This is a genomic window from Cellulophaga omnivescoria (assembly GCF_001999725.1).
Taxonomy (GTDB): Bacteria; Bacteroidota; Bacteroidia; order Flavobacteriales; family Flavobacteriaceae; genus Cellulophaga; species Cellulophaga omnivescoria.
On sequence record NZ_MDDP01000010.1, the window covers coordinates 120276 to 144220 of the forward strand.

General features: G+C 32.9%; 18 protein-coding genes and 1 tRNA gene. 14 read left to right on the top strand and 5 right to left on the bottom strand.

The window, feature by feature from the left end; all coding sequences use genetic code 11:
• The first annotated feature begins 69 nt into the window (after positions 1-69).
• A tRNA-Leu gene (locus BFJ87_RS05620) sits at positions 70-151 on the top strand.
• 37 nt (positions 152-188) lie between these two features.
• Here BFJ87_RS05620 and BFJ87_RS05625 read toward each other — a convergent pair.
• Positions 189-791, bottom strand: coding sequence for an alpha-ketoglutarate-dependent dioxygenase AlkB family protein (locus BFJ87_RS05625; protein ID WP_077401167.1), 603 nt, complete (start codon positions 789-791; stop codon positions 189-191).
• Positions 792-923: 132 nt separating this feature from the next.
• On the opposite strand from BFJ87_RS05625, the gene BFJ87_RS05630 reads away from it, so the two are divergent.
• From BFJ87_RS05630 to BFJ87_RS05645, 4 genes are all read left to right on the top strand, one after another.
• Complete coding sequence (locus BFJ87_RS05630; RefSeq protein WP_139344214.1) at positions 924-1325, top strand: hypothetical protein; 402 nt, start codon at positions 924-926, stop codon at positions 1323-1325.
• Between the two features lie 154 nt (positions 1326-1479).
• Positions 1480-2562 carry an efflux RND transporter periplasmic adaptor subunit gene (locus tag BFJ87_RS05635; protein ID WP_077401173.1) on the top strand — a complete coding sequence of 361 codons (1083 nt, stop codon included), beginning with the start codon at positions 1480-1482 and terminating at the stop codon, positions 2560-2562.
• Positions 2563-2585: 23 nt separating this feature from the next.
• Positions 2586-5825: an efflux RND transporter permease subunit gene (locus tag BFJ87_RS05640; protein WP_077401176.1), complete on the top strand. Its 3240-nt coding sequence runs from the start codon at positions 2586-2588 to the stop codon at positions 5823-5825.
• Positions 5812-7269: a TolC family protein gene (locus tag BFJ87_RS05645; protein WP_139344215.1), complete on the top strand. Its 1458-nt coding sequence runs from the start codon at positions 5812-5814 to the stop codon at positions 7267-7269. The genes BFJ87_RS05640 and BFJ87_RS05645 overlap by 14 nt, the downstream gene beginning before the upstream one ends.
• 163 nt (positions 7270-7432) lie before the next feature.
• Here the strand turns inward: BFJ87_RS05645 and BFJ87_RS17080 are convergent, their stop codons facing one another.
• Positions 7433-7558, bottom strand: a complete 126-nt coding sequence (locus tag BFJ87_RS17080; protein WP_262487730.1) for a hypothetical protein — start codon at positions 7556-7558, stop codon at positions 7433-7435.
• Positions 7559-7649: 91 nt separating this feature from the next.
• Positions 7650-8897: a 3-deoxy-D-manno-octulosonic acid transferase gene (locus tag BFJ87_RS05650; RefSeq protein WP_077401179.1), complete on the bottom strand. Its 1248-nt coding sequence runs from the start codon at positions 8895-8897 to the stop codon at positions 7650-7652.
• A 92-nt stretch (positions 8898-8989) separates the two neighbouring features.
• On the opposite strand from BFJ87_RS05650, the gene BFJ87_RS05655 reads away from it, so the two are divergent.
• The 6 genes from BFJ87_RS05655 to BFJ87_RS05680 all read left to right on the top strand — a co-directional run bounded on the left by BFJ87_RS05655 (position 8990) and on the right by BFJ87_RS05680 (position 14806).
• Positions 8990-10144: a DegT/DnrJ/EryC1/StrS family aminotransferase gene (locus tag BFJ87_RS05655; protein ID WP_077401182.1), complete on the top strand. Its 1155-nt coding sequence runs from the start codon at positions 8990-8992 to the stop codon at positions 10142-10144.
• A gap of 17 nt (positions 10145-10161) precedes the next feature.
• A complete protein-coding gene (gene galE / locus BFJ87_RS05660) occupies positions 10162-11178 on the top strand; it encodes a UDP-glucose 4-epimerase GalE (protein ID WP_077401185.1) in 1017 nt (338 codons plus the stop codon).
• 77 nt (positions 11179-11255) lie between these two features.
• Positions 11256-11621 carry a hypothetical protein gene (locus tag BFJ87_RS05665; RefSeq protein ID WP_077401188.1) on the top strand — a complete coding sequence of 122 codons (366 nt, stop codon included), beginning with the start codon at positions 11256-11258 and terminating at the stop codon, positions 11619-11621.
• 111 nt (positions 11622-11732) lie between these two features.
• Positions 11733-13163, top strand: a complete 1431-nt coding sequence (locus BFJ87_RS05670; RefSeq protein ID WP_077401191.1) for a sensor histidine kinase — start codon at positions 11733-11735, stop codon at positions 13161-13163.
• Between the two features lie 11 nt (positions 13164-13174).
• Complete coding sequence (locus BFJ87_RS05675; RefSeq protein ID WP_077401194.1) at positions 13175-13951, top strand: enoyl-CoA hydratase/isomerase family protein; 777 nt, start codon at positions 13175-13177, stop codon at positions 13949-13951.
• A 3-nt stretch (positions 13952-13954) separates the two neighbouring features.
• Complete coding sequence (locus tag BFJ87_RS05680) at positions 13955-14806, top strand: hypothetical protein (protein ID WP_077401197.1); 852 nt, start codon at positions 13955-13957, stop codon at positions 14804-14806.
• 3 nt (positions 14807-14809) lie between these two features.
• Here BFJ87_RS05680 and BFJ87_RS05685 read toward each other — a convergent pair whose 3' ends face one another.
• Positions 14810-18526: a metallophosphoesterase gene (locus tag BFJ87_RS05685; RefSeq protein ID WP_077401200.1), complete on the bottom strand. Its 3717-nt coding sequence runs from the start codon at positions 18524-18526 to the stop codon at positions 14810-14812.
• A 47-nt stretch (positions 18527-18573) separates the two neighbouring features.
• On the opposite strand from BFJ87_RS05685, the gene BFJ87_RS05690 reads away from it, so the two are divergent.
• Positions 18574-19782: a Pycsar system effector family protein gene (locus BFJ87_RS05690; RefSeq protein ID WP_077401203.1), complete on the top strand. Its 1209-nt coding sequence runs from the start codon at positions 18574-18576 to the stop codon at positions 19780-19782.
• Between the two features lie 72 nt (positions 19783-19854).
• On the opposite strand, the gene BFJ87_RS05695 is transcribed toward BFJ87_RS05690, so the two are convergent.
• On the bottom strand, positions 19855-22227 hold the full coding sequence (locus BFJ87_RS05695; RefSeq protein WP_077401206.1) for a GAF domain-containing protein: 2373 nt from the start codon (positions 22225-22227) through the stop codon (positions 19855-19857).
• Between the two features lie 116 nt (positions 22228-22343).
• On the opposite strand from BFJ87_RS05695, the gene BFJ87_RS05700 reads away from it, so the two are divergent.
• Positions 22344-23246: a metallophosphoesterase gene (locus BFJ87_RS05700; RefSeq protein WP_077401209.1), complete on the top strand. Its 903-nt coding sequence runs from the start codon at positions 22344-22346 to the stop codon at positions 23244-23246.
• 46 nt (positions 23247-23292) lie between these two features.
• Positions 23293-23940 (top strand): hypothetical protein, encoded by a 648-nt coding sequence (locus tag BFJ87_RS05705; RefSeq protein ID WP_077401212.1) that lies wholly within the window; start codon positions 23293-23295, stop codon positions 23938-23940.
• Positions 23941-23945 lie beyond the last annotated feature (5 nt).

Genomic DNA, 23945 nt, shown 5'->3' on the forward strand with positions numbered 1-23945 from the left:
TTAAGTATTTCAAAATTGATTTTTTGCATTATATTTGCAACCCAATTGGCAAAATTGCTAGTTGAAAATGCAGGCGTGGTGGAATTGGTAGACACGCTAGACTTAGGATCTAGTGCCGCGAGGTGTGAGAGTTCGAGTCTCTCCGCCTGTACAAACAAAAAGCCTTTCAGGAAACTGAAGGGCTTTTTTTATTTTACAATAGTCCTAAACGTTAAGTTTATTCTGGGTGTACTTACTTTTTTTGTTGGTGGTAGTCTGTGTAACCAGTTTTTTTGAGTTGCACCTGTCATTACCAATAAACTTCCTCTGTCTAAATTAATATCTATTTTTTGCTTGCTCTCTTTATGTTTAAAACTAAACTTACGTTCTGCACCAAAACTTAATGACCCTATTGCCCCGTTTTCTTTTAAATCTTTTTCACCGTCACTATGCCAAGCCATACCTTCTTCTCCGGAGTGGTATAAGTTTAACAAGCAAGAGTTAAATGTTTCTCCGGTTTTCTCTTCAACCAATTTTTTTAGTTCTAGTAGCTCTTTTGTCCACGGTAGGGCTGTTTTGGTAATTTTAGAGTAGGTGTAACTAAATGGGTTGGTTGCATACCAAGCTACTTTGCGTTTAGTAGTTATGGTTTTTCCAAAAATAACAGCTTTGTCATTCTCCCATTGTATATTGTTAAATAAATAATTGTAGTATTCCTGAGCCTTACTTATAGAAAGTATTGGTCCGTAATAATACACTTCACCATCAAAAGGAAGTATATTTTTTTGTAAGTCTGTGTTAAATAAATCCATTTATAATCATAAAAATAATCAATCAATTTTAATTGGTTGTAATGTGCTTATTTAAAAATAAATAAACCTTTAACGTTTATTAACAGTAAAATTTTGTCCAGTAAATATCTGTCGCATTATTTTGCATTCTGTATGACAGTATCACTAAAAAATAAGACTGCTCTTTTATTAGCATTGTGTTTTACAATGTTGGGTAGCTTATACGCTAATGTTTCATTAGAAAATAGTGGTACTTTACAGCAAACAACCAATACAGATTCTGTTACTAAGCAAATAGAAAATGTAGGTTTGCCTGTTATAGAGCAACACAAGAATTTTGCTACAGAATTAACAGAGGCAGATGAAGAAGAAGTAACAGAAAATGTTACGCCTAAAAAATTAAGTAATAACAATGGCAATTTTAAAGTTGCCTTTTTTTCTGCTCAAATTTTAGGTTTACCATCTACACCACTTACTAAAACGCATTATTTATTACACACCAATTTAGGGAGTGTTTTAAAAATTTATATAAAGTACCAAGTACTACTTATATAGAAAACCAATAAAGCAGTAGCCACTTACTAATACTGCTTGCACACCACACCATTATTTATTTTGTCTAAGGACATAGCGGTAATATACGTATAGTTTTCTGTGCGTTTTTGCCACACGTATTAACAATCAATTATTTTAAAAAATCAATCGTATTATGAGGAGAACTTCTACACTCATAGGCCTATTGCTTGTGCTTTGTTTTGCCAGCTGTGAGTCTAAAAAAGAAGAAAAAAAAGAGGAATCTAAATTTCTTGTTACCAATCCTGTTAAAAAAGACACCATTATTAAAAAAGACTACGTATGCCAAATACACTCTATTAGGCATATAGAAATACGTGCTTTAGAAAAAGGATATTTAAAACAAATTTCTATAGATGAGGGGCAGTTTGTAAAAAAAGGTCAAAAGCTTTTTAATATAATGCCAAACGTATATCAGGCAGATTTACAAAAAGCAAAAGCTGAAGCAGAAGTAGCAGAAATAGAATACAAAAACACAAAACTACTAGCAGATAGTAATGTGGTTTCTGCAAATGAATTAGCAATGTCTAAAGCAGAATATGATAAAGCTAAAGCAGAGGTGTTTTTAACACAAACCCATTTAAGTTTTACAGATATTAGAGCTCCTTTTGATGGTATTGTAGATCATTTAGAAGCTAGAGAAGGTAGCCTTTTAGATGAAGGAGAAAAATTAACCACATTGTCAGACAACAGTAAAATGTGGGTATACTTTAATGTACCAGAGGCAGAGTATTTAGACTATATAACAAATACGGGTAAAGCAAGAGCTAAACAAGTAGAGTTGGTTATGGCAAACAATAAAATGTTTAACCAAACAGGTGTTGTAGAAACTATAGAGGGTGAGTTTAATAACCAAACTGGTAACATTGCGTTTAGAGCAACCTTTCCCAATCCAGATAAAATATTAAGACACGGAGAAACTGGTAGTGTACTTATGTCTGTTCCTTATAGTAATGCTTTACTAATACCACAAAAAGCAACTTTTGAAATTTTAGATAAAACTTACGTGTATGTTATAGATGCCAATAGTGAGGTTAAGCAAAGAGAAATAGCAATAGAGGCTAGTTTACCTAACTTATTTATTGTTAGCAAAGGACTTTCTACTAAAGACAAAATACTGCTAGAAGGCTTGCGTATGGTAAAAAATAACGAAAAAATACAAACAGAGTTTTTAGAACCAAATACGGTACTAAAAGAACTAGACCTGTATGCAGAATAATTACAAAATAGAACTATAAAAATATGTTTAGTAAATTTATAAAAAGGCCTGTGTTGGCTATTGTAATTTCTGTAATTATTATTTTTACAGGACTGTTAGCAATAAACCAATTGCCTATATCCCAGTTTCCGCAAATAGCGCCAACAACAGTAAATATTTTTATTGCGTATCCTGGTGCTAGTGCAGATGTGTTGGTAAAGTCTACATTAATACCACTAGAAACTTCTATAAACGGTGTGCAGGGTATGCGTTACATAGCATCAGATGCTACAAGTGCGGGTGAAGGAACTTTACGTGTAATTTTTGAGCCTGGTACGGACCCAAGTGAGGCTGTGGTTAAGATAAAAACGCGTGTAGACCAAGTAATGCCTTTGTTGCCAGAATTGGTACAGCGTGAAGGTGTAATTATAACACCTGTACAGCCAAGTATGCTTATGTATGTTAACTTATACAGTAATGAAAAGCATACTGACGAAAAGTTCCTATATAATTATGCTTACACCAAAATGGTACCCGAAATACAGCGTATAGATGGTATTGCAAGTGCTAAAATTTTGGGTAGCCGTAAGTATGCTATGCGTGTTTGGTTAAAACCAGATCGTATGCGTGCTTATAATATCTCTGCAGAAGAAGTTTTAAAAGCAATGGAAGACCAAAGTATTTTAGCCAGACCCGGTAGAATTGGTAGAAGCTCTGGTAAAAAATCACAAGCATTAGAATATACGTTGGTTTACCAGGATAGGTATAGTGAGCCAGAGCAATACAAAGACATTATTATAAAAGCCAATGAAGAAGGAGAAATTTTAACGCTAAAGGATATTGCTGATGTAGAACTAGGAAGCGAGTTTTTTGATATCTATTCTAATTTAGATGGTAAGCCATCTGCTTCCATTGTGCTTAAACAAACCTTTGGTAGTAATGGTAGTGATGTTATAGATAACGTAAAAGAAAAACTTAAAGAGTTAAAAGAAGATTTACCTCCTGGTATTGAGTATAAAATAAGTTATGATGTTTCTAATTTTTTAGATGCATCTATTGAGCAAGTAATTCACACGCTTAGAGATGCATTTATTCTTGTAGCTATTGTAGTATTCTTGTTCTTGGGAGATTGGAGATCAACGTTAATTCCTATTATAGCAGTGCCAGTATCACTTATAGGTGCATTTTTTGTTATGCAATTATTTGGATTGTCTATAAATTTAATAACGCTTTTTGCATTAGTCTTAGCTATTGGTATTGTGGTAGATGATGCTATTGTAGTTGTAGAAGCTGTGCACGCTAAAATGGAAGAAGAACACGTATCGCCTTATAAAGCTGTAAAAAGTGTGGTGGGCGAAATTGGTGGTGCCATTATAGCAATTACGTTGGTAATGGTTTCGGTTTTTGTGCCTATTTCTTTTATGACAGGTCCAGTAGGTGTGTTTTACCGTCAGTTTTCTATAACAATGGCTGGTTCAATAGTAATTTCTGCATTAGTTGCTTTAACATTAACGCCGGTTTTATGTGCAATGTTGTTAAAGCATAATAATGGAAAAAGAAAAAAATCTCCAGTAGATAAGTTTATAGATTGGTTTAACAAAGGCTTTGAACGACTTACTGGTAGTTATGTAAAAATCTTAAATAAAATTGTTGCGCGTAGGGTATTAACCTTTGGTGTGTTAGCAATATTTTGCGCAGGTATTTTCTTGGCTAATAAAGTATTACCAGCAGGTTTTATTCCTAATGAAGATCAAGGGATGATTTATGCCATTATACAAACACCTCCAGGATCTACTTTAGAACGTACAAACGAGGTTGCCAGAAAACTACAAGCCATATGTGAAGAAACAGAAGGTGTAGCATCGGTTTCTTCTTTGGCAGGTTATGAGATTATGACAGAAGGACGTGGTTCTAATGCAGGAACATGTTTAATTAATTTAAAACCTTGGTCAGAGCGCCATCATTCTGTTCATGAAATAATGGAAGAATTAGAGGAAGAAACCAAAAATTTAGGTGCCGTTATAGAGTATTTTGAGCCGCCTGCAGTTCCTGGTTTCGGATCTTCTGGTGGTTTTTCTATGCGTTTGTTAGATAAAACTAATGGTACAGACTATCATGAGTTCGAGAAAATAAACAACAACTTTATGGAAGCGTTAGGAAAGCGTAAGGAGTTAAGTGGTTTGTTTACTTTTTACGCAGCTAACTATCCGCAGTATAAACTTAAAATAGATAATAAAGCTGCAATGCAAAAAGGGGTATCTATTGGTGCTGCTATGGAAAACCTAAATATTTTAATTGGTAGTACTTATGAGCAAGGATTTATACGTTTTGGTAGATTTTTTAAAGTATATACCCAAGCAGCACCAGAGTACAGAAGTTTACCATCAGACCTAGAAAAACTTTTTGTAAAGAGTGAAGAAGGTAAAATGGTACCGTATTCTGCTTTTATGAAGATTGAAAAAGCACTTGGCCCTAATGAAATTACTAGGTACAATTTGTACAATTCTGCTGCAATTAGGGGGCTGCCGGCTTCTGGTTATACTAGTGGCGATGCTATAAAAGCAATACAAGAAGTAGCTAAAGAATCTTTACCACATGGGTATGACGTTGCTTGGGAGGGATTGTCTTATGATGAGGCACGCAGAGGTAACGAGTCTATCTACATTTTTGCTATTGTATTAGTGTTTGTTTACTTGGTTTTGGCAGCACAGTATGAAAGCTTTTTACTGCCTTTGGCCGTAATACTATCATTACCCGTGGGTATTTTTGGGTCGTTCTTTTTATTAAAAATGATGGGACTTTCTAATGATGTTTACGCACAAATTGGTATGATTATGTTAGTTGGTTTGTTAGGTAAAAACGGAGTGTTAATTGTGGAGTTTGCGGTTCAAAAAAGGAATCAAGGTTCTACAATATTTGACGCAGCAATAGAAGGTGCAAAAGCTCGTTTTAGACCTATTTTAATGACTTCCTTTGCATTTATTGCAGGTTTAATACCACTAATTATTGCTACAGGAGCAGGTGCAATAGGAAATAAAACTATAGGCGGTTCTTCTTTAGGAGGAATGCTTTTAGGTACTTTATTTGGTGTACTTATTATACCTGGACTTTATTACATTTTTGCAAAAATGGCAGATGGGCGTAGTCTTATTAAAGATGAAGATACAATGCCGGTTTCTGAAGAGTTTATGAGAGCTAGTGAACGTAAAAGCGGAATAAAGGCTCGTATGGAGAAAATAAATCAACTTTTGAAAAAATTAATAGCTAAAAATGAAGATAATTAATAAATATAAAACTGTACTTAGGCTTAAAAAAGCTTATCTAGTTTGTGTTATTTGTGTGTTTGCTTTTTATTCTTGTGTACCAGTAAGAGAAATAAAAAATGAAAACACAACTGTGCCAACTGTATACAATAATACAACTACAGACACTGTAAATTCTGCTGTTATGAAATGGGATCAGTATTTTTCTGATCCCAATTTAAAAGCAATTATAGATACTGCCTTAGTTAATAACCAAGAGCTAAATATTATGCTACAAGAAGTACAGGTGGCTAAAAATGAAATTATGGTTAGAAAAGGTGAGTATTTACCATTTGTAAACATACAAGCAGGTGCAGAGGTAGAAAAAGTAGGTCGTTATACAAGTCAAGGCGCCAACGATGCTAACACAGATATTAAAGACGGAAAAGAATTTCCAGAACCATTACCTAATTATCAAGTAGCTGCAGTTGCGTCATGGGAGTTAGATGTTTGGAAAAAACTAAGGAATTCTAAAAAAGCTGCTGTTTTAGAGTATTTGGCAAGTGAAGAAGGCAAAAACTTTATGATTACCAATTTGGTTTCAGAAATTGCTTCTTCATACTATGAGCTTTTAGCTCTAGACAATCAGCTTAAAATAATAGACCAGAATATAGCTATTCAAAAAAACGTGCTAGAAATAGTCAAGCTGCAAAAACAAGCAGCAAGAGCAACAGAATTAGGTGTTAAACGTTTTGAAGCAGAGGTTTTAAAAAACCAAAGTTCTAGATACCAAATACAGCAACAGATTACAGAGGCAGAAAATAAAATTTGTTTTCTAATGGGATCTTATCCTAAGCATATTACAAGAACCACAACAGATTTTGTAGAAATTACTACTACTCCAGTGTATGCAGGTGTACCAAGTCAGTTACTACAAAACAGACCAGATATTAAGCGTGCGGAGTATGAGTTAGCGGCCCATAAATTAAATATTAAAGTAGCCAAAGCCAATTTTTATCCATCAATAGGTATTAAAGCAGGTGTGGGGTTAGAGGCTTTTAAGCCTAAGTTTTTAACAAAAACGCCAGAGTCTGTGCTTTATAATATTGTTGGTGATGTTGTTGCACCACTAATAAACCGTAATGCTATTAAGGCAGCATATAAAAATGCAAATAAAAGACAAATAAAAGCGGTATACGAGTATGAGAAGGCTATTTTAAACGGTTACATAGAAACCACAAACCAATTGTCTAACATAAAAAATCTAAAAAAAAGTTTTGAGGCAAAACAGCAAGAAGTAAATGCGTTAACAGAGTCTATAGAAATTTCTAATAAGTTATTTAAATCTGCAAGAGCAGATTATATGGAGGTATTACTAACACAGCGTGATGCTTTAGAGGCAAAAATAGAACTAGTAGAAACCAAAAAAGCACAAATGCTAGCGCACGTAAATATATACCACGCTTTAGGTGGCGGATGGAATTAGTTTTTTAATTGTTATGTTTTTTAAGTTAGTTGTTAAAGTTTTTTAGTTCTCTACTTTTTCAACGAAAAAGCCCTTCATTTTAGAAGGGCTTTTTTTATTATAATTTATAGCGTTTTAAAGCTAAATTCAAAAACAAGACGTGGGAAAAGTGCTTTTGTCTTTTTTACAAGACACCTACGGCAGCCAAAATTAAGCATCCTACAACGGCAATTAATATTGCAACAAGTACAACAACCATTGCGCCTAGGAAACTGTTTAAGACTTTTGTGCCAACAGTTAATTCTTTCATATCTCAATAGTTTCTAGTAAGGTACAAATTAAAATTCATTTTAGCAACTGTAAATCAGCAGGTTGCGTTTATTTTTTGGTGGTTTTGTATGTTATTTTACAAGTAGCTGGTGTATGTATGTGGCAATTTTGTTTGTGGCTCCAATATTTTGGGCAACATATGTTTTGTTTATTTCTGCAGTGGTATTGTAGTGTTCTTTATTGGTAAGTAACTGGTTTAAATTACTTGTAAATTGGTTTTGGTTAGCTGTGGTTAAAATACCTTTAAGCTCTACCAAATCTTCAGCTTCTTTAAAGCCTTTGTAAATAGGACCAATGATAATAGGAACTCCAAAAACAGCAGGTTCTAAAGTATTGTGTAAACCACCTTTTGTAAAACCGCCACCTACGTAAGCAATGTTTGCATAACTATATATTTTGGTTAAAATGCCAATCGTATCAATTATTAAAACATCAAAACCAGAAATGTCTCTGCCATTAATTTCAGAAAATAAAACTACTTTTTTTTGTATACTATTTTTTAATTCTTGTATTTGAGAGTGTATAATATTGTGTGGGGCAATTACAAACTTTACGTTTTCTACAGTTGTATTATTTATATAGGTTGATAAAAATAACTGCCCATTTGGCCAAGTACTACCGGCTACTACACAGGTTTTGTTTTGTACAAAACTGCTCATAAAATCCAATGTATTATCTTGTTCTAATATTTTAGAAACACGGTCAAACCTTGTATCACCACTAACAGTGCAATTGTTATAACCAATACTTTTAAGTAACTTTTTTGAGTTAGAGTCTTGCACAAAAAAGTGTGTAAAAGCAGTTAGACTTTTACGCATAAACCCACCATACCATTTAAAAAACGATTGTTCTTTTTTAAAGTAAGCAGAAACTAAAAGTGTTGGTATTTGCTTTTCTTTTAAAACTTTAAGGTGGTTTGGCCAAATCTCATATTTCACAAAAATGGCAATTTTAGGGTTTACAGCATTTATAAACTTTTTGGCATTTGTTAATGTGTCTAACGGTAAGTAAACAATGGCGTCTGCAATTTTATCATTTTTTTTAACCTCATAACCAGAGGGAGAAAAAAAAGTAACTACAATTTTATAAGTAGGGTATTCTTCTTTTGTTTTTTCAATAATAGGTAGGCCTTGTTCGTATTCACCTAAAGAGGCGGTGTGCACCCAAATAACCTTATCTGTGGTATTTATGTTATTATTTAGGGTGTTGTAAGTGTCTTTACGGCCCTTTACAAAGAGTTTTATTTTAGGATTAAAATTAGCAATAATTTTAACTAAAATAGCGGCAATATGTACTACAAAGTTATATAAAAGATGCACCTAGAGTTTATTTGTCGTAAAAATACGTTTCTTTCATTAATTTCATTGTTGCCCATTGGTATTTTTGTAAATTTACCTTTCAAATTAAGGCAATGAAAAAAATTCAGATGGTAGACCTTAACGGTCAATACCAAGATATAAAAGAGCAGATAAATTCTTCTATCTCTCAAATATTAGAAACATCATCATATATTAACGGTCCAGAAGTACATGCTTTGCAAAAAGAAATGGAAGACTATTTGGGTGTTAAACATATGATTCCTTGTGCAAATGGTACAGATGCTTTGCAAATTGCAATGATGGGACTTGGGCTGCAACCAGGAGATGAGGTTATTACTGCAGATTTTACTTTTGCTGCCACAGTAGAAGTTATAGCGTTGCTACAATTAACACCTGTTTTGGTAGATGTTGAACCAGATACGTTTAACATAAACCCTGCTGCTATAGAAAAAGCTATTACGCCAAAAACTAAAGCTATTGTACCTGTACATTTATTTGGACAATGTGCAAATATGGATGCTATTTTAGAAATTGCAGAAAAGCATAATTTATATGTTATTGAAGATAACGCACAGGCTATAGGTGCAAGTTATATTTCTAAAGACGGAAGCAAGAAAAAAGCGGGCACAATGGGTCACGTTTCTGCAACCTCGTTTTTTCCTTCAAAAAATTTAGGAGCTTACGGAGATGGTGGAGCTATTTTTACAAATAATGATGAGCTAGCCCATACATTAAGAGGTATAGTAAACCACGGAATGTACGAGCGTTACCACCATGATGTTGTTGGTGTAAACTCTAGGTTAGACTCTATACAAGCGGCAGTTTTAAGGGCCAAGTTGCCTAATTTAGATGCCTACAACCAAAAACGTAGAGCTGCAGCATTAAAATACTCTATGGCTTTAGCAAACCATAAAGATATTGTTACGCCTAAAATGACTGTATGTTGTTCTTCTGACACTTGTGTTTGTGATTGTCACGTATTTCATCAATATACATTACAGATAAAAAATAATGATAGAGATGCACTTGTAAAACATTTGCAATCTAAAGATATTCCTTGTGGTGTGTATTACCCAATTCCACTACACTTGCAAAAAGCATATAAAGATAGTAGGTATAATGAAGCAGATTTTCCTGTAACAAACCAATTGGTTAAAGAGGTAATTTCTTTACCAATGCATACCGAGTTAGATGATGAGCAAATTGCTTATATAACCAATGCTGTTTTAGAGTTTTTAAATAACTAACCATAATATAGAAATAGATGAAAATATTAGTAACTGGCGGATTAGGCTTTATTGGTTCGCACACTGTGGTAGAATTACAAAACAAGGGTTTTGAAGTCGTAATTATTGATGATTTATCTAATTCTTCAGAAAAAGTATTAGATGGTATTGTGGCCATAACAGGTACAAAGCCAACTTTTGAAAAGTTCGATTTAAAAGAAAAATCTAAGGTTCAAGATTTTTTTAAACGTCATTCTAATATTGCTGGTGTTATACATTTTGCAGCTTCTAAGGCTGTAGGAGAAAGTGTAGAAAAACCATTATTATATTATGAAAACAATATAGGAACATTGGTGTATTTGTTACAAGAATTATCTGCAATGCAAAAAGCTAATTTTATTTTTAGTTCTTCTTGTACTGTATATGGTCAAGCAGACATTATGCCAATTACAGAAAATGCACCAGTAAAAGAAGCAGAGTCTCCTTATGGCAATACCAAGCAAATGGGCGAAGAAATTATAAGAGACACCTGTAAAGTTGTGCCTGCTTTAAACGCAATTGCTTTGCGTTACTTTAATCCAATGGGTGCACACCCAAGTGCAGAAATTGGAGAGTTGCCAATAGGAGTGCCACAAAATTTAGTACCTTTTATAACACAAGCAGGTGTTGGTTTAAGAGAGCAATTGTCTGTTTTTGGAGGAGATTATCCTACGCCAGATGGCACTTGTATTAGAGATTATATACACGTTGTAGACTTAGCAAAGGCACACGTTGTAGCTTTAGAACGTTTAATTGGCGGTAATAATAGTGCAAACTATGAAGTTTTTAACGTAGGTACAGGTACTGGAAGTTCTGTTTTAGAAGCAATAAAAAGCTTTGAGCGTGTGTCTGGTAAAAAATTAAATTATAAAATTGTAGATCGTAGACCAGGAGATATTACAACTGCCTATGCAGATACTACAAAAGCAAATACTGTTTTGGGTTGGAAAGCAGAATCTACCCTAGATGAAGCAATGAAATCTGCCTGGGATTGGGAGCAAAAAATTAGAAATTAAATACAAGCTAATGTTAAAAGTAATAAAGTATGGTTTTACTGTAAACCATACTTTATTTTTTTGCGTACATAAAAGAAATGACATTTAATTATCCAAATACCAAAACTCTTTTAAGCTCTGTAACGAGTGAAAACCTATATGGTAATTTGGTAACTCAATTACAAAAAGACTTTGGTTTAGCTAACATAGACTTTAATCTGCTTAAAGAAAATAAAACAGTTTCTCCAGAAGAGCTTGCCGCTGGCCTACGCGAAAAAATTTATCAATTGCTTTTAGAACGTTTTACAGAGTACCTTAATCTCTTGTATATTATTGATATTCCAGAACAAACACTTAAAAAAATTGAAGTTACAGATGCAGTTGAGGTAGCAGATCAAGTGGCATTTTTAATCTTAAAAAGAGAATGGCAAAAGGTGTGGTACAAAAGTCAATATTCTAGCTAATTAATAGTGGTTTCTGAGCAATTAATTTTGGCGTAATAATTGCTATATTTGAAGGTAAATAATAAACTCTTGTTTAAAAAATTATCACTTAGGTCGCGTATTTTTATTACCATGATGTTTTTGGTGCTTATGGCATCAATATTAATAGCTGGTGTAACAATTTACCAATATAGGGAACAATCCAAAGAATATAACCAAGACCGTTTAGAACGTAAAGAGGCACAGATAAAAGAAAGTGTAAATCTTACCATTAGAAAAACCTCTTTTGAACGTATTACAGAAAAGCTTCATTTAATTTTTAAAGAAGAGATTTTTGAAATTGCAGAAATTCAAAATGTAAATTTTAGTATTTATGATTTAGAGGGAGAATTAATTATAGATTCTCATCCTTTGCTTAATAAAACATCTGTTTCAAGTTGTTTAGATGCTGTTGTTCTTCAAAAATTAAAAACTAGTGATAACCAACGTTATGTAGAAGAAGTTAGTCATATTGAAAAAATATCTAATGAAGAAAAAATTTTTAGATCCTCTTACACTTTTATAAAAGATTTAAAATTTAGAGATATAGGTATTTTAAAGCTAGAGTATGTAGAAGATACCTCTTTTGAAGATAAAGAGCTGCCAGAGTTTTTGTTACGTTTAGGCCTAGTTTATATAGTCATGTTTATAATTGCTATAGTATTGGCTTATTTTACATCTAAATACATAACAAGATCTTTACAAACAATTTCAGATAAGCTTAATAAAACTGATTTAAGCATTAGAAATCCAAAAATATTAATAGATAACCCTAGCGAAGAAATAGGACGCTTAGTAGATGCTTATAACGGAATGATTGATGAGTTGGAGCAAAGTGCAGCCAAACTAGCTAAGAGTGAAAGGGAGCAAGCTTGGCGCGAAATGGCAAAGCAAGTAGCTCATGAAATAAAAAATCCGCTTACTCCTATGCGTTTAAGTGTGCAGAGTTTTGAGCGTAAGTTTAATCCAGAAGATCCAGATGTTAAAGAGAAACTTGCAGAGTATTCAAAAACATTAATTCAGCAAATAGATACTATGAGTAGTATTGCATCTGCTTTTTCTAATTTTGCGCAAATGCCAGCGCAGCAAAATGAAACCTTAAACGTAGTTAAAATTGTTAAATTGGCTGTAGATATCTTTAATGAAAGTTATATTCACTTTATAGCAGAAGAAGAGACTATTGTTGCAAAATTAGACCGAACACAATTGGTGCGTGTGGTTACTAATTTGGTAAAAAATGCAATGCAAGCCGTACCAGAGGTAGAAAATCCTAAAGTATTGGTAACAGTAGCATCAGAAGGAGATTATGTAAAAATATCTGTAGCAGACAACGGAGTTGGTATAGCAGACGATTATAAAGATAAAGTTTTTGAACCTAAATTTACTACTAAAACTAGCGGTATGGGATTAGGATTAGGAATGGTAAAAAATATTGTAGAAACCTATAAAGGGAACATTACATTTACTTCTCAGCCACAAAAAGGGACAGTTTTTGTAGTGCGTTTTCCCAAAGAAAATAATTAAAACTAACAAATATGAATTTTGAAACTATTTTAGTAGAACAGCAAAATAGCACTGCAATTGTAACTGTAGACAGACCAAAAAAGCTAAATGCTTTAAACAAGGCTACTATTTTAGAATTGCATAAGGCTTTTACAAATTTAGAAGCAGATAAAAGTGTTAAAGCAATTGTATTAACGGGTAGTGGTGATAAGGCTTTTGTTGCTGGTGCAGATATCTCTGAGTTTGCTAATTTTTCTGAAGAAGAAGGGGCAAGATTGGCACGTAAAGGACAAGAAGAACTTTTTAATTTAGTAGAAAACTTGAGTACACCAGTTATTGCTGCTGTTAATGGTTTTGCACTAGGTGGTGGACTAGAACTTTCTATGGCTTGCCATTTTAGAGTAGCTAGCGATAATGCAAAAATGGGCTTACCAGAAGTTTCTTTAGGTGTTATACCTGGTTACGGTGGTACACAGCGTTTACCACAATTAGTTGGTAAGGGTAGAGCTATGGAATTAATAATGACAGCAGGAATGATTTCTGCAGATAAAGCGTTAAACTACGGGTTGGTAAATTATGTGGTATCACAAGAAGAATTATTGCCACTTTGCCATAAATTAATAGGTAAAATTACAAACAATTCTTCTGTAGCAATTTCTGCTGCTATAAAAGCAGTTAATGCAGGTTTTGTTAAAGATGGTTATGATGTAGAAATTGAAGCCTTTGGTGCTTGCTTTGGAACAGAAGATTTTAAAGAGGGTACTACTGCATTTTTAGAGAAAAGAAAAGCAAATTTTCCAGGAGCATAGTTTATGAAAAAATATGTAGGACTAAGTTGTTTGCTACTTTTAGTTGGATGTAGTAATTATGGGCAATTAAAAGTAGTAGCCAACATACCAGAAGAGTTTAAAGAGGTGTCTGGTTTAGTGTCTACAGGGCAAAATAGCTTGTGGCTTGTTGAAGACAAAGGTAATAAAGATGAGCTTTATAATGTAGATGAAAAAGGTAATTGGCAAAAAACACTAAAAGTTAAAAATGGTAAAAACCATGATTGGGAAGATTTAACTAAAGACGATAACGGCAACGTTTATATTGGGGACTTTGGTAATAATGCTAGTGATAGAGATAACCTAGAAATACTAAAAGTACCTAATCCTGATAATGAAAAGGGAGATGATATTGAAGCAGAAAAAATAGAATTTAGTTACCCAGAACAGACAGATTTTTCTCCTAAGAAAAAAGAGTTATTGTATGACGCAGAATCACTTTTTTACTGGAATAATAGTCTTTTTATTATAACCAAAAATAGAGCTACACCTTTTAATGGAGAGGCGTTTATTTACAAAATACCTGCAACTAAGGGCAAGTATAAGGCAGAGCTTGTAGGTAGCTTTATGGCGGGTACAGATGAACGTACTAGCAGAATAACATCTGCAGCAATATCACCAGATAAAAAAACTATAGTGCTAATTAGTAATGGTATGCTTTGGAGTTTTACAAATTTTACTACAGATAACTTTACTAAAGGAACTGTTAAGGCTGTAGATTTAGGTGTTAGGACTCAATTAGAGTCTGTTTGCTTTATTACAAATAATACCTTGTATTTGGCAGATGAATACCATAAAAAAACAGGAGGTAACTTATATGTTTATACATTAAACTAGGGTTTAAAAACCAAACCCTAGTCCAAATGTAAATCTTGGCCCTTCATCAGCATAAAACAATGCTACCCTAGCAGAAATAACATCTGCACCGTTTAAAAAGATACCACCACCATAAGACGTTTTCCACTCGTCAGAATCCTCTGTTGGCAACCATATACGTCCATAATCAAAACCAGAGTAAACACCCAATGAAAGTGGTATAATATTGGTTTTCATTTTTCTTAAGCTATAACGTATATCTGTATTTTGGTAATAGGCTTTTTTGCCAGTAAAACGTTGGTTTCTGTAACCTCTTAGTCCGTCTATACCGCCAATACTTGCTCCTTGGTAAAACTCATAATCGTCTCCTATGTTAAAATGAGCTTTCCATTTTGTAGCTAAAACTAATCTTCCGTTTGGTACTAACTTATAATCAAAAGCAAGACTAGGAATTATGTAGGCGTAATTTTGACTATCATTAACTAAAGATTGCTTGTAGCCTACTTTTACCATTGTAGACATACCCATTGTTGGAAAAGCATTGTTGTCTTTATTTTCATAAGTATAGGTGGCATCTGCACCTAAAAAAGTGTTACGCACATCTTCGTTGTTAGCTACATAAAAAGTATTTACAAACCTGTCTTGTGTTTCTTCTACTTCTATGGTTTCTAGTGCTAGTCCGGCTTTAAATTTTCCGCCTAGTTGTCCATTAAATACAATAGATGGTGCAACTTTAATTTGCTCTAACTTAACACGGTTATAATCCATACCAAGGTCATCATCATTATTTATTGTATTATTTCCGTAGCCAAAAAAGTTAACACTAAAATTAGGACTCGTAAACCTGGTAGCTACTTCAAAATTCCAGTTGCCAAAAATATTTGCAAACTCACCTGTGTAGCCTACATCAAATCCTTGAGTAGCAAAGTAAAAAGAGGCATTTAATGTATGTTTTTCTGTAAACGGATTTAGTCTAAAACCGTTATAAGTATAGGTGTTGGTAAAGCCTATTTTAACACCGTCATCTGGATTAAAACCAACTGTTGGTATAATTTGGTTTACACTATTGCGTATTGCTAAAGGGTTGTACACATTAGTGTTGTAATCATTTGTAAGTCTAATTTTAGTGTTATTGTTAGCCTTAAACGTATTTTTTTTAGACTTGTAATCATAAACAATAGTATTTTTTCCGTTGGTTAGGTTGTAAATATCATTGTTTTGGCCGCCAATAATTCTAATTTTAATTTGACTTTGGTTAGCTCCATAGTCTTCAAAGTAATCATCATCATCTAAGCCATAAACCCAAATTTCTTTAGTAACATCACTACTAAAAGTTTTGTCAAAAAATAGTTTTTCTTTTTCTCCTTTAATGTTGCGGTAGGCCTTTATTTGCACCTCTTTTTTATTTAGGTGATTAATCTCAAACCAATCGTCTTTATCTGTGCCTGTAACTACTGCAAATTTGTTTAGTATTCTATGGTACTCCTTAGCGTACTCTTTAATATGAGATATACGAGATAGTAATATTTTTTTAAGTTTAGGTAAAGACTCATCTTGTATCTCTACAGGAAAATCTTTAAAAGATTGGTCTATAATCTCTGCAGTTAAATTTTGTTGTATGTATGTAGCCTCTGCAATCCAATCTTCCAGTTTAGTTTCGCTTAATAAGGCAATGTCTAATACATAAGTTTTTGGAGAAGAGTTAAATCCGCGTACGCTTCTTATTTCGTCATTAAAACCTTCCATTAAGCGTAAAGAGGGTACAATTCTGGTTGCTAAGCTCATTAGTGGGCCATCTCCCATATTAGAAAAAACTTGGTCTCTATCTCTAGGGACTGGTTTGTATATTACCTTGTTTTTTTCTTTGTTTTCTGCCCATCTCCACTGGTCTGTATGTCTGTCCCAATCTCCAATAACCATATCAAAAAGTCGAGCTCTAAGGTACATTTTGTCATCTACGGCATATTTTTCATCATCACGCAAATCTTCAAGCATACTATCTGTGCTTTTAAGCTCATTGGCGTAACCAAAGCTTTTAAGGTTGCCGTGATTATCACCAGCGTGTTCCTCAAACATGTACAATTCATCTCCGTAATTTACGTTAAAATCTCCTAGTGCTTTTTGTTTAGGAATATAGTATAACTTAGGATTGGTGTGGTAAATATTTATAGCATCAGATAGTTTAGATACAACGTATGGAGCGTAAGGATGAGATCCAGTGTAAAAATCCATAAGTAATTTTTCTATGGCAGTATCTTCAAACTCACCAACTACGTATTGGTCTTTAAAAGCCATAGATTGCAGGTATAGTTCTGCACTTTTACGCATAGATCGCATAACATATTCTTTGCCGTCTTTATCTGCTAAACGTAAAGATTTAGACTGGTGTCCGCCACCAGCTCTTACAGGTGTTAGTCCACCATATATAGTATCTAAGCTTAGGGTTGGTACAGTTACAGGAGTGCCGTAGTATTTGCGGTAACGATCTCCCCAAACAAAATTGTGAAAACCTGTTTTGGTAATTTCTTCTTGGGTGTATATGGATGCTGTTGTTGTTGCCGGAAAATTACTAGGTAGCTCCTTTTTAAATAGTTGTTTGTCTTCTGGTAAAACCTGTGAAGTAAACAGAAACTTCTCGTTATTATTTTGGTCTAAACCATAAAAACGCACTCTAGATGAGCCATCTTTATAAATCTCTAATGTAGCATATCCTTTTTCTCCAGTAGAAAATTTGCTGCCATTAATAAGTCTAGTTTCACCACTTTTTGCACCAGCCCCACTAACAATTTGCGGAGTGTTTTCTTCTACAATGTATTGTAAAGAGTGTTCATGTCCCGAAACAAATATTACTTTGTTAGAGTATTGTGCAAGTGTAACAACGCGGTTGCGTAATTCTCTATATCTTTTGCCTTGTAAATCTTCTGAAGATGGGCCGGCAGTTTTTCTAAGCAAATTTAAAAATGTACCAACAATAGGTAAAGGTCCTACTCCAGATTTTGGATAAAAATGTTTTTTAAAAGAATATTGCCCCCCATGAGAGCCATAACTAAACATTGGGTGGTGCATTGCAATAACTGTAGTTTTTTGCTTGTTTTTAGAGATTAAACTTTCTAGCTCTATTAAAAATTTTTCTCTGCTTTTTATATCGCATTTATCATTTATATCTGGTCTTTTATTCCAGTTTGTTAAATACCATTCTGTATCTATGGCAATTATTATTAAATTATCATTAACTTCTATAGTTTCTAAAGGGCAGCCATCTTCAGGAAAAAAAACATCTTTGCTGTCTAGGGCTTCTTGTATATAATCTTGCTCTCTTTCTAAACCAACTAAGCCCTCTGTATACCAATCGTGGTTACCAGGAATAAACAATGGTTTTCCTTTGTAATTTTTTAAGGTATTTAATTGGGCGTCTAAATGACTTTTTGCAATTAAATAAGCCTGTGTAGAATCTTTAGGGTCTGGCATTCCTGCCGGATAAATATTATCGCCTAAAAATAACACAGAACTATTTTTTGTAGCTTTTTCAATTCTTTTTTTAAATGATTTTAATACAGGGTTCATTCCGTTTATAGGAGATTTACCTGCGTCACCAATTAAATAAAACGTATGTTCTATATCTTTATTAGTAGTAGTATCTTTGGCTTGTTCTGTATTTGTATATTTTGCCTTTTGTGTAGCGCAATTAGTAAGGATTAAAATACATAACGACCAACAATATTTTCTAATGGAAGTATTCATAAAGATTAAATTTTGTAATTTGTGATGCACCTTATTTATTAAAAACGATGGCAAATATTATTCAGGAAACCGAAGATTATGTAATTAGTTTGTTAACCAATGAGTTAAGTTCTAGTTTTTTATATCACAATATTAGGCATACCCAACGTGTTGTCAAAAGTACGCAAGAATTGTTAGATTTTTACAAGTTAGACGTAAAAGAGCACGAGGACTTACTTTTAGCGGCATGGTTTCATGATACAGGTTATACCAGAAGTGCCAAAGAACATGAGGAAAGAAGTTGCGATATTGCCAAGGAGTTTTTAAAACAAAAATCTTTTGATGAAAAACGAATAGAAAATATTTGCAATTTAATTTTAGCAACAAAAAAAGGCTATGAGCCAACAAACTTACACGAAGAAATAATTAGAGATGCAGATGGGTCTCACTTAGGGCAAGAAAGTTATTTAGAAACAACTGAAATGCTCAGAGAAGAATTATCATTATTAGGGCTTATAGATTACTCGCCTGCAGAGTGGAGAGATACTAATATTAGAATGTTTCAGACAAAGCATAGGTTTTATACCGATTATGCTATTAAAAATTGGCAAGAAACCAAAGATGATAACCTAGCCAAACTAATTAAAGCTAGGAAAAAAATGAAAAAGCTGGTTAAAAAAGAAAAAGTTAAGGCGCAATATAAGTCTGAGTTTAAAGATAAGAGCCCAGAACGAGGTGTGCAAACAATGTACAGGGTTACAATGCGTAACCATTTAAAACTTAGTGATATTGCAGATACTAAAGCCAATATTTTACTGTCTGTAAATGCTATTATAATTTCTTTAGTGTTGGCAGATTTAATGCCTAAGTTAGATAGTCCGTCTAACAAATATTTAATATTGCCAACTGCGTTATTTATGTTTTTTAGTGTAATTTCTATGGTGTTGTCCATTATTGCTACAAGGCCAAATATCACAAGCGGACAATTTACTAAGGAAGATGTAGATAATAAAAAAGTAAACTTATTGTTTTTTGGTAATTTTCATAAAATGAAATTAGAAGATTATGAGTGGGCTATGAAAGAGTTAATAAAAGACCAGTCTTATGTATACTCTTCCTTAACTAAAGATTTATACTTTTTAGGACTTGTATTAGATAGAAAATATAAGCTATTGCGTTGGACCTACGCTATATTTATGTTTGGAATGATAGTTTCTGTATTGTCTTTCTTTTTAGCATTGCATTTTTACGGCCCAAGAGAGGCTGTAATATTATAACAGCTATATATAAAATATATAAAAGGCGAATATTACAAATAATATTCGCCTTTTTTTAATGTTTTGGTGGTATTAACGTTTTAGTTCGTGCATTAAATCGTCATACGTGTATGTTTCTTTAGACTGTTTGTCTTTTTTGTATAAAATTTCAACTCGTATTGCTTTTAAACCAGCAACACCTTGTAAGCCCTCTAGCTCTACAACCTCTATGTTTTTAGAAAAATAACCTTTAGAGCGTAAAAAACGTATGTAACGTAAGTACTCTAACTCATCTTTTTTCTGAGAGTAAACAATAGAAAGCTTTCCTTTTTGTGTTAACCTCTCATTGGTACCTTTAATAAAAGATTTGTCAATACGTTTTTTTATAACCTCATATCTGGCATTGTAAGTACCGTCTACATCAAAACGTTTTTCATCCATTCTAAACCTAATAGATAGTGATGCGTTGTATACTAAGAGTAAAGATGCTACATCTAAGTCTATAGGTAATTTAGGTTTAAGATTGTAGTACTCATTTTCCATATCGTACATAACCTGTAATTGCCACAACCTTAAATTTTTTAAATAAAAAGGATTGTACTCTTTTGTTTCTGATATAGATGCGCCAATATACATATTATGCTCAACACCATCAGTTTTATAGCGCTCAAAGTAATGCGGAAACATTTCTTGTGCTTCAATCTGTTTTTTGTCTAAAACCTGAGCAAGTTTTTCGTTAATTTTCATAACACTTTCATCATAGTTTTTTCTATGATCATAGTAAGAGCCAGTATTGTTGTCTATGCCAGCTTCATATGCCGTAATTAAAGTAGCAATTTTAGGTTCTGTATTTTTTAAATGCTTAAAAACAGGTGTAATCTCTTTTTTTACAAACTCCAAAATAGTTTGCTCACTATTGGTATTTAGTATTTCTTTTACTTCATCTATATAGCTATTGCTTCTAAATAATAGTTCTTCATAAATATGTAACTTATTTAGTTCCCAAGCCTTGGTAAGTATTTTATTTATTTCAGATAATTGTATAAGTAAATCCTTTTGTATGGAGCTGTTTCTAAAAGTAGATGAGTCTTTTATATCAATTTGGCCATAAAGTGGATGCACATCTTTAAAAACAATTTCTTTAAAAGTAGGCTCTAATCCTTCTGCATTTGCTCTAATAAATCGTATGGCTTCATTTTCAAACTTCCATAATACAGATGGGTGCACTGTTGTGCATTCTTGTTGTATTACAGCTTCTATTAAATTTTCTTCTTCAGCTTTAGAGCGCAATACTGCGGTAACAATGTAAGGCATTACATCTTGCAGCTTTTGAGCATTTACATTATTTAAATTGTATCTTTTTGTAGAGGCAAGTTCTAAAACCCCTAGTAATTCTTTTCCGTTAGAAATAGGTGCAATTATGGCACTTTTAATGTTTTGCTTTGCTAAAGTAGCATACAAACTATTTTCTGGTGCTTTTTTATAGTAATTTTCTAGATCAGAAATTACATAGTAATTATGGTCCTTTAAAATGGTTTTGTAGGAGTCATTACAAAGGGCAGTTTTACAATTTACATTAGCACTTTTGTTAAGTATAAAACTGTCAATGCCAATACCAGGGACTTTTTCAAAAGTATCTTCTTTGCTATTGTGAATAGAAAAACCAACTTTTAAATTAGGAAGTCCAAATAAAGACTTAAAGGTATTTTGAAAATCTTCCATAAAAAACTCAGAGCCTCTTTTGTCGCTAGAAATAAGACTAGATTTTATTTCTGAAATAGAGTGCTCCGCAGTAACATCAAACATATTAGAAATTACAAAACCTTTAGAGGTAAAACTGTTAGGCGGAATTTTTTGTTTCCAAAGTTCTAAATCATCAAAGTTTTCTAATAGTTCATCTACATCTGCTTGTGTAAGTTTTTTTGCATTTTCATTAGGTGTAATGTCTATAAAATCTGCATTGTATAATATTCTGTAGTGTCTCATAACTCCGTTTTTATCCGGAATTTCATAAAACATAGGTCTTCTAAAGTCTAAATTAAAACCATAATGAAAGTTTAATATTACGGTGCCAGCCATAATGTAATTTAGCCTATCCTCTACGTTTTTTATTTCTAGCACAAATCCTTCACCTGCATCTTCTATAATTTTTTTAAATCTTTCAGAAGAGTTAAAAATTACGTTAGCGTAAGGTAATGTTGCTGCTTTAATTTCATTCTTAGTTAATACTTCAGAAAAAGTATCTTGTAGAATAACATTAATAACATCTTTATATTTTTCTAGTAAATTTAAATCTGTAAAACCTTCACGTAATTCTGGGTAAGGTTTTTGGTAGTTTAGGATAAATCTAGCTTTTTGGGCAAGGAACACGTCATTACCTACAGCCATTTTATCGTACTGTTTAAGTAACTTGTCAAAACTTACAAGACTTTTTAGTGGTAACTCTATTTCGTTTTCAACTTTCATCTTCCCTACTTAGTCTAAGAATAGCATACAAAATTACAAAATAATTATTACTTTTTATTAGGTTTGTTATAATCCTAATTAATCCCTTTTTTAGATATTTATACAAAAATTAAAATATGTCCTCTTTTACTAGGTTAACCAGAGCGTATAAAAAGTCTAAAATTGTGCCTTTTGATGATAGTTCTAAGTTAATACTTTTTAGTGACTGCCACAGAGGTGATAATAGTTTTGCAGACGATTTTGCCAATAACAGGAATATTTATTACCACGCATTACAACATTACTTTAATGAGGGTTTTAGTTATTTTGAGTTGGGCGATGGTGATGAACTTTGGGAGAACACCTCATTTGAGTCTATTTTTACGGCTCACAAAAACATATACGAATTGTTACGGCAGTACCACCTGCAAAATCGTTTATTTATGATTTGGGGAAATCATGATATGGTGTATAAAGACCCTGATTACGTAAAAAAATATTTATCTAGTTATTTTGAGCCTATAGATGGTAAAGACAAAGATTTATTTGTTGGTATTACCTATCATGAAGGTATAGTTTTAAAACACAAACAAACAGCTCAAGAACTTTTTTTAACTCACGGCCACCAAGCAGATTGGTGGAACTATAATTTTTGGCGCGTTGGTAGGTTTTTAGTACGTGTGTTATGGAAACCTTTGCAGGTATGGGGAATTGCAGACCCTACTAGTCCAGCTAAAAATCATAAAGAATTAATAAAGGTTGAAAAGCGAATTAAACGTTGGATATTACAAAACAATGAAAAAATTACTATTGTTGGCCATACACATAGGCCGCGTTTTCCGGAGCCAGGAGATATCCCGTTTTTTAATGATGGTAGTTGCGTGCATCCAAGAAGTATAACAGGAATTGAAATAGAAAACGGTAAAATATCCCTAATAAAATGGCAAATTGCAACCACAGAAGATGGTACATTGCGTGTGGTAAGAGTACTGTTAGAAGGACCACAAAAATTAGCAGATTACCAAAGGGCAAAACAGTAATGGTTTAATTTTTCTATTTTTACACCACCATTAACTTAATTATTATATGAAAAAGAGTATTGCTTTGTTGGTAGTTGTACTAACATTATCATCTTGTTGGAAAAATAAAAGTCCAGAAGATTTAATTAGATTAAAAGAGAAGTTTAAGTCACAAGTTGCTTCTTTTGAAAGGAAAAAAATTACCGCAAATAAAAATGTAACCAAAGGTTTAACGTCTTTAAGTGCTTTAAAAGGAGCCTTAGAAGACGCTAAAAATGAAGATAAAGAGTTTGCTAAGGTTTATGGCGACTGGGAAAAGGTAAACAAGCGTGTAGAAAACCTAAATAAAGAATATGAGGATTTAAAAACTAAAGCCTCTAATTTATTTACAGCTATGGAGACCCAAACTAATAGCTTAAGTGATGAGCAGAGTAAAAAAACACTTTTAAAAGCTATTAATAAAGCTAAAACAAAATACAATGGCACCTTAGCTAATACCTCTAAAGCAATTGCTAAGTTGCGTTTATTACACGGTGATGCTGTAGAAGTTGTTAAAGCATTAGAAGTTGCTGCTGCGTTAAACTCTTTTGACAATATAAATAGCCAAATGGAAAGTATTGAAAGTAGGGTAGAAGGCATTATGCAAGAGCTAAATGTGGCAGTTATAGAAAGTAAAAATTTATACGAAAAGAAAATTACAGAACTAGGAGAGTAATTAAT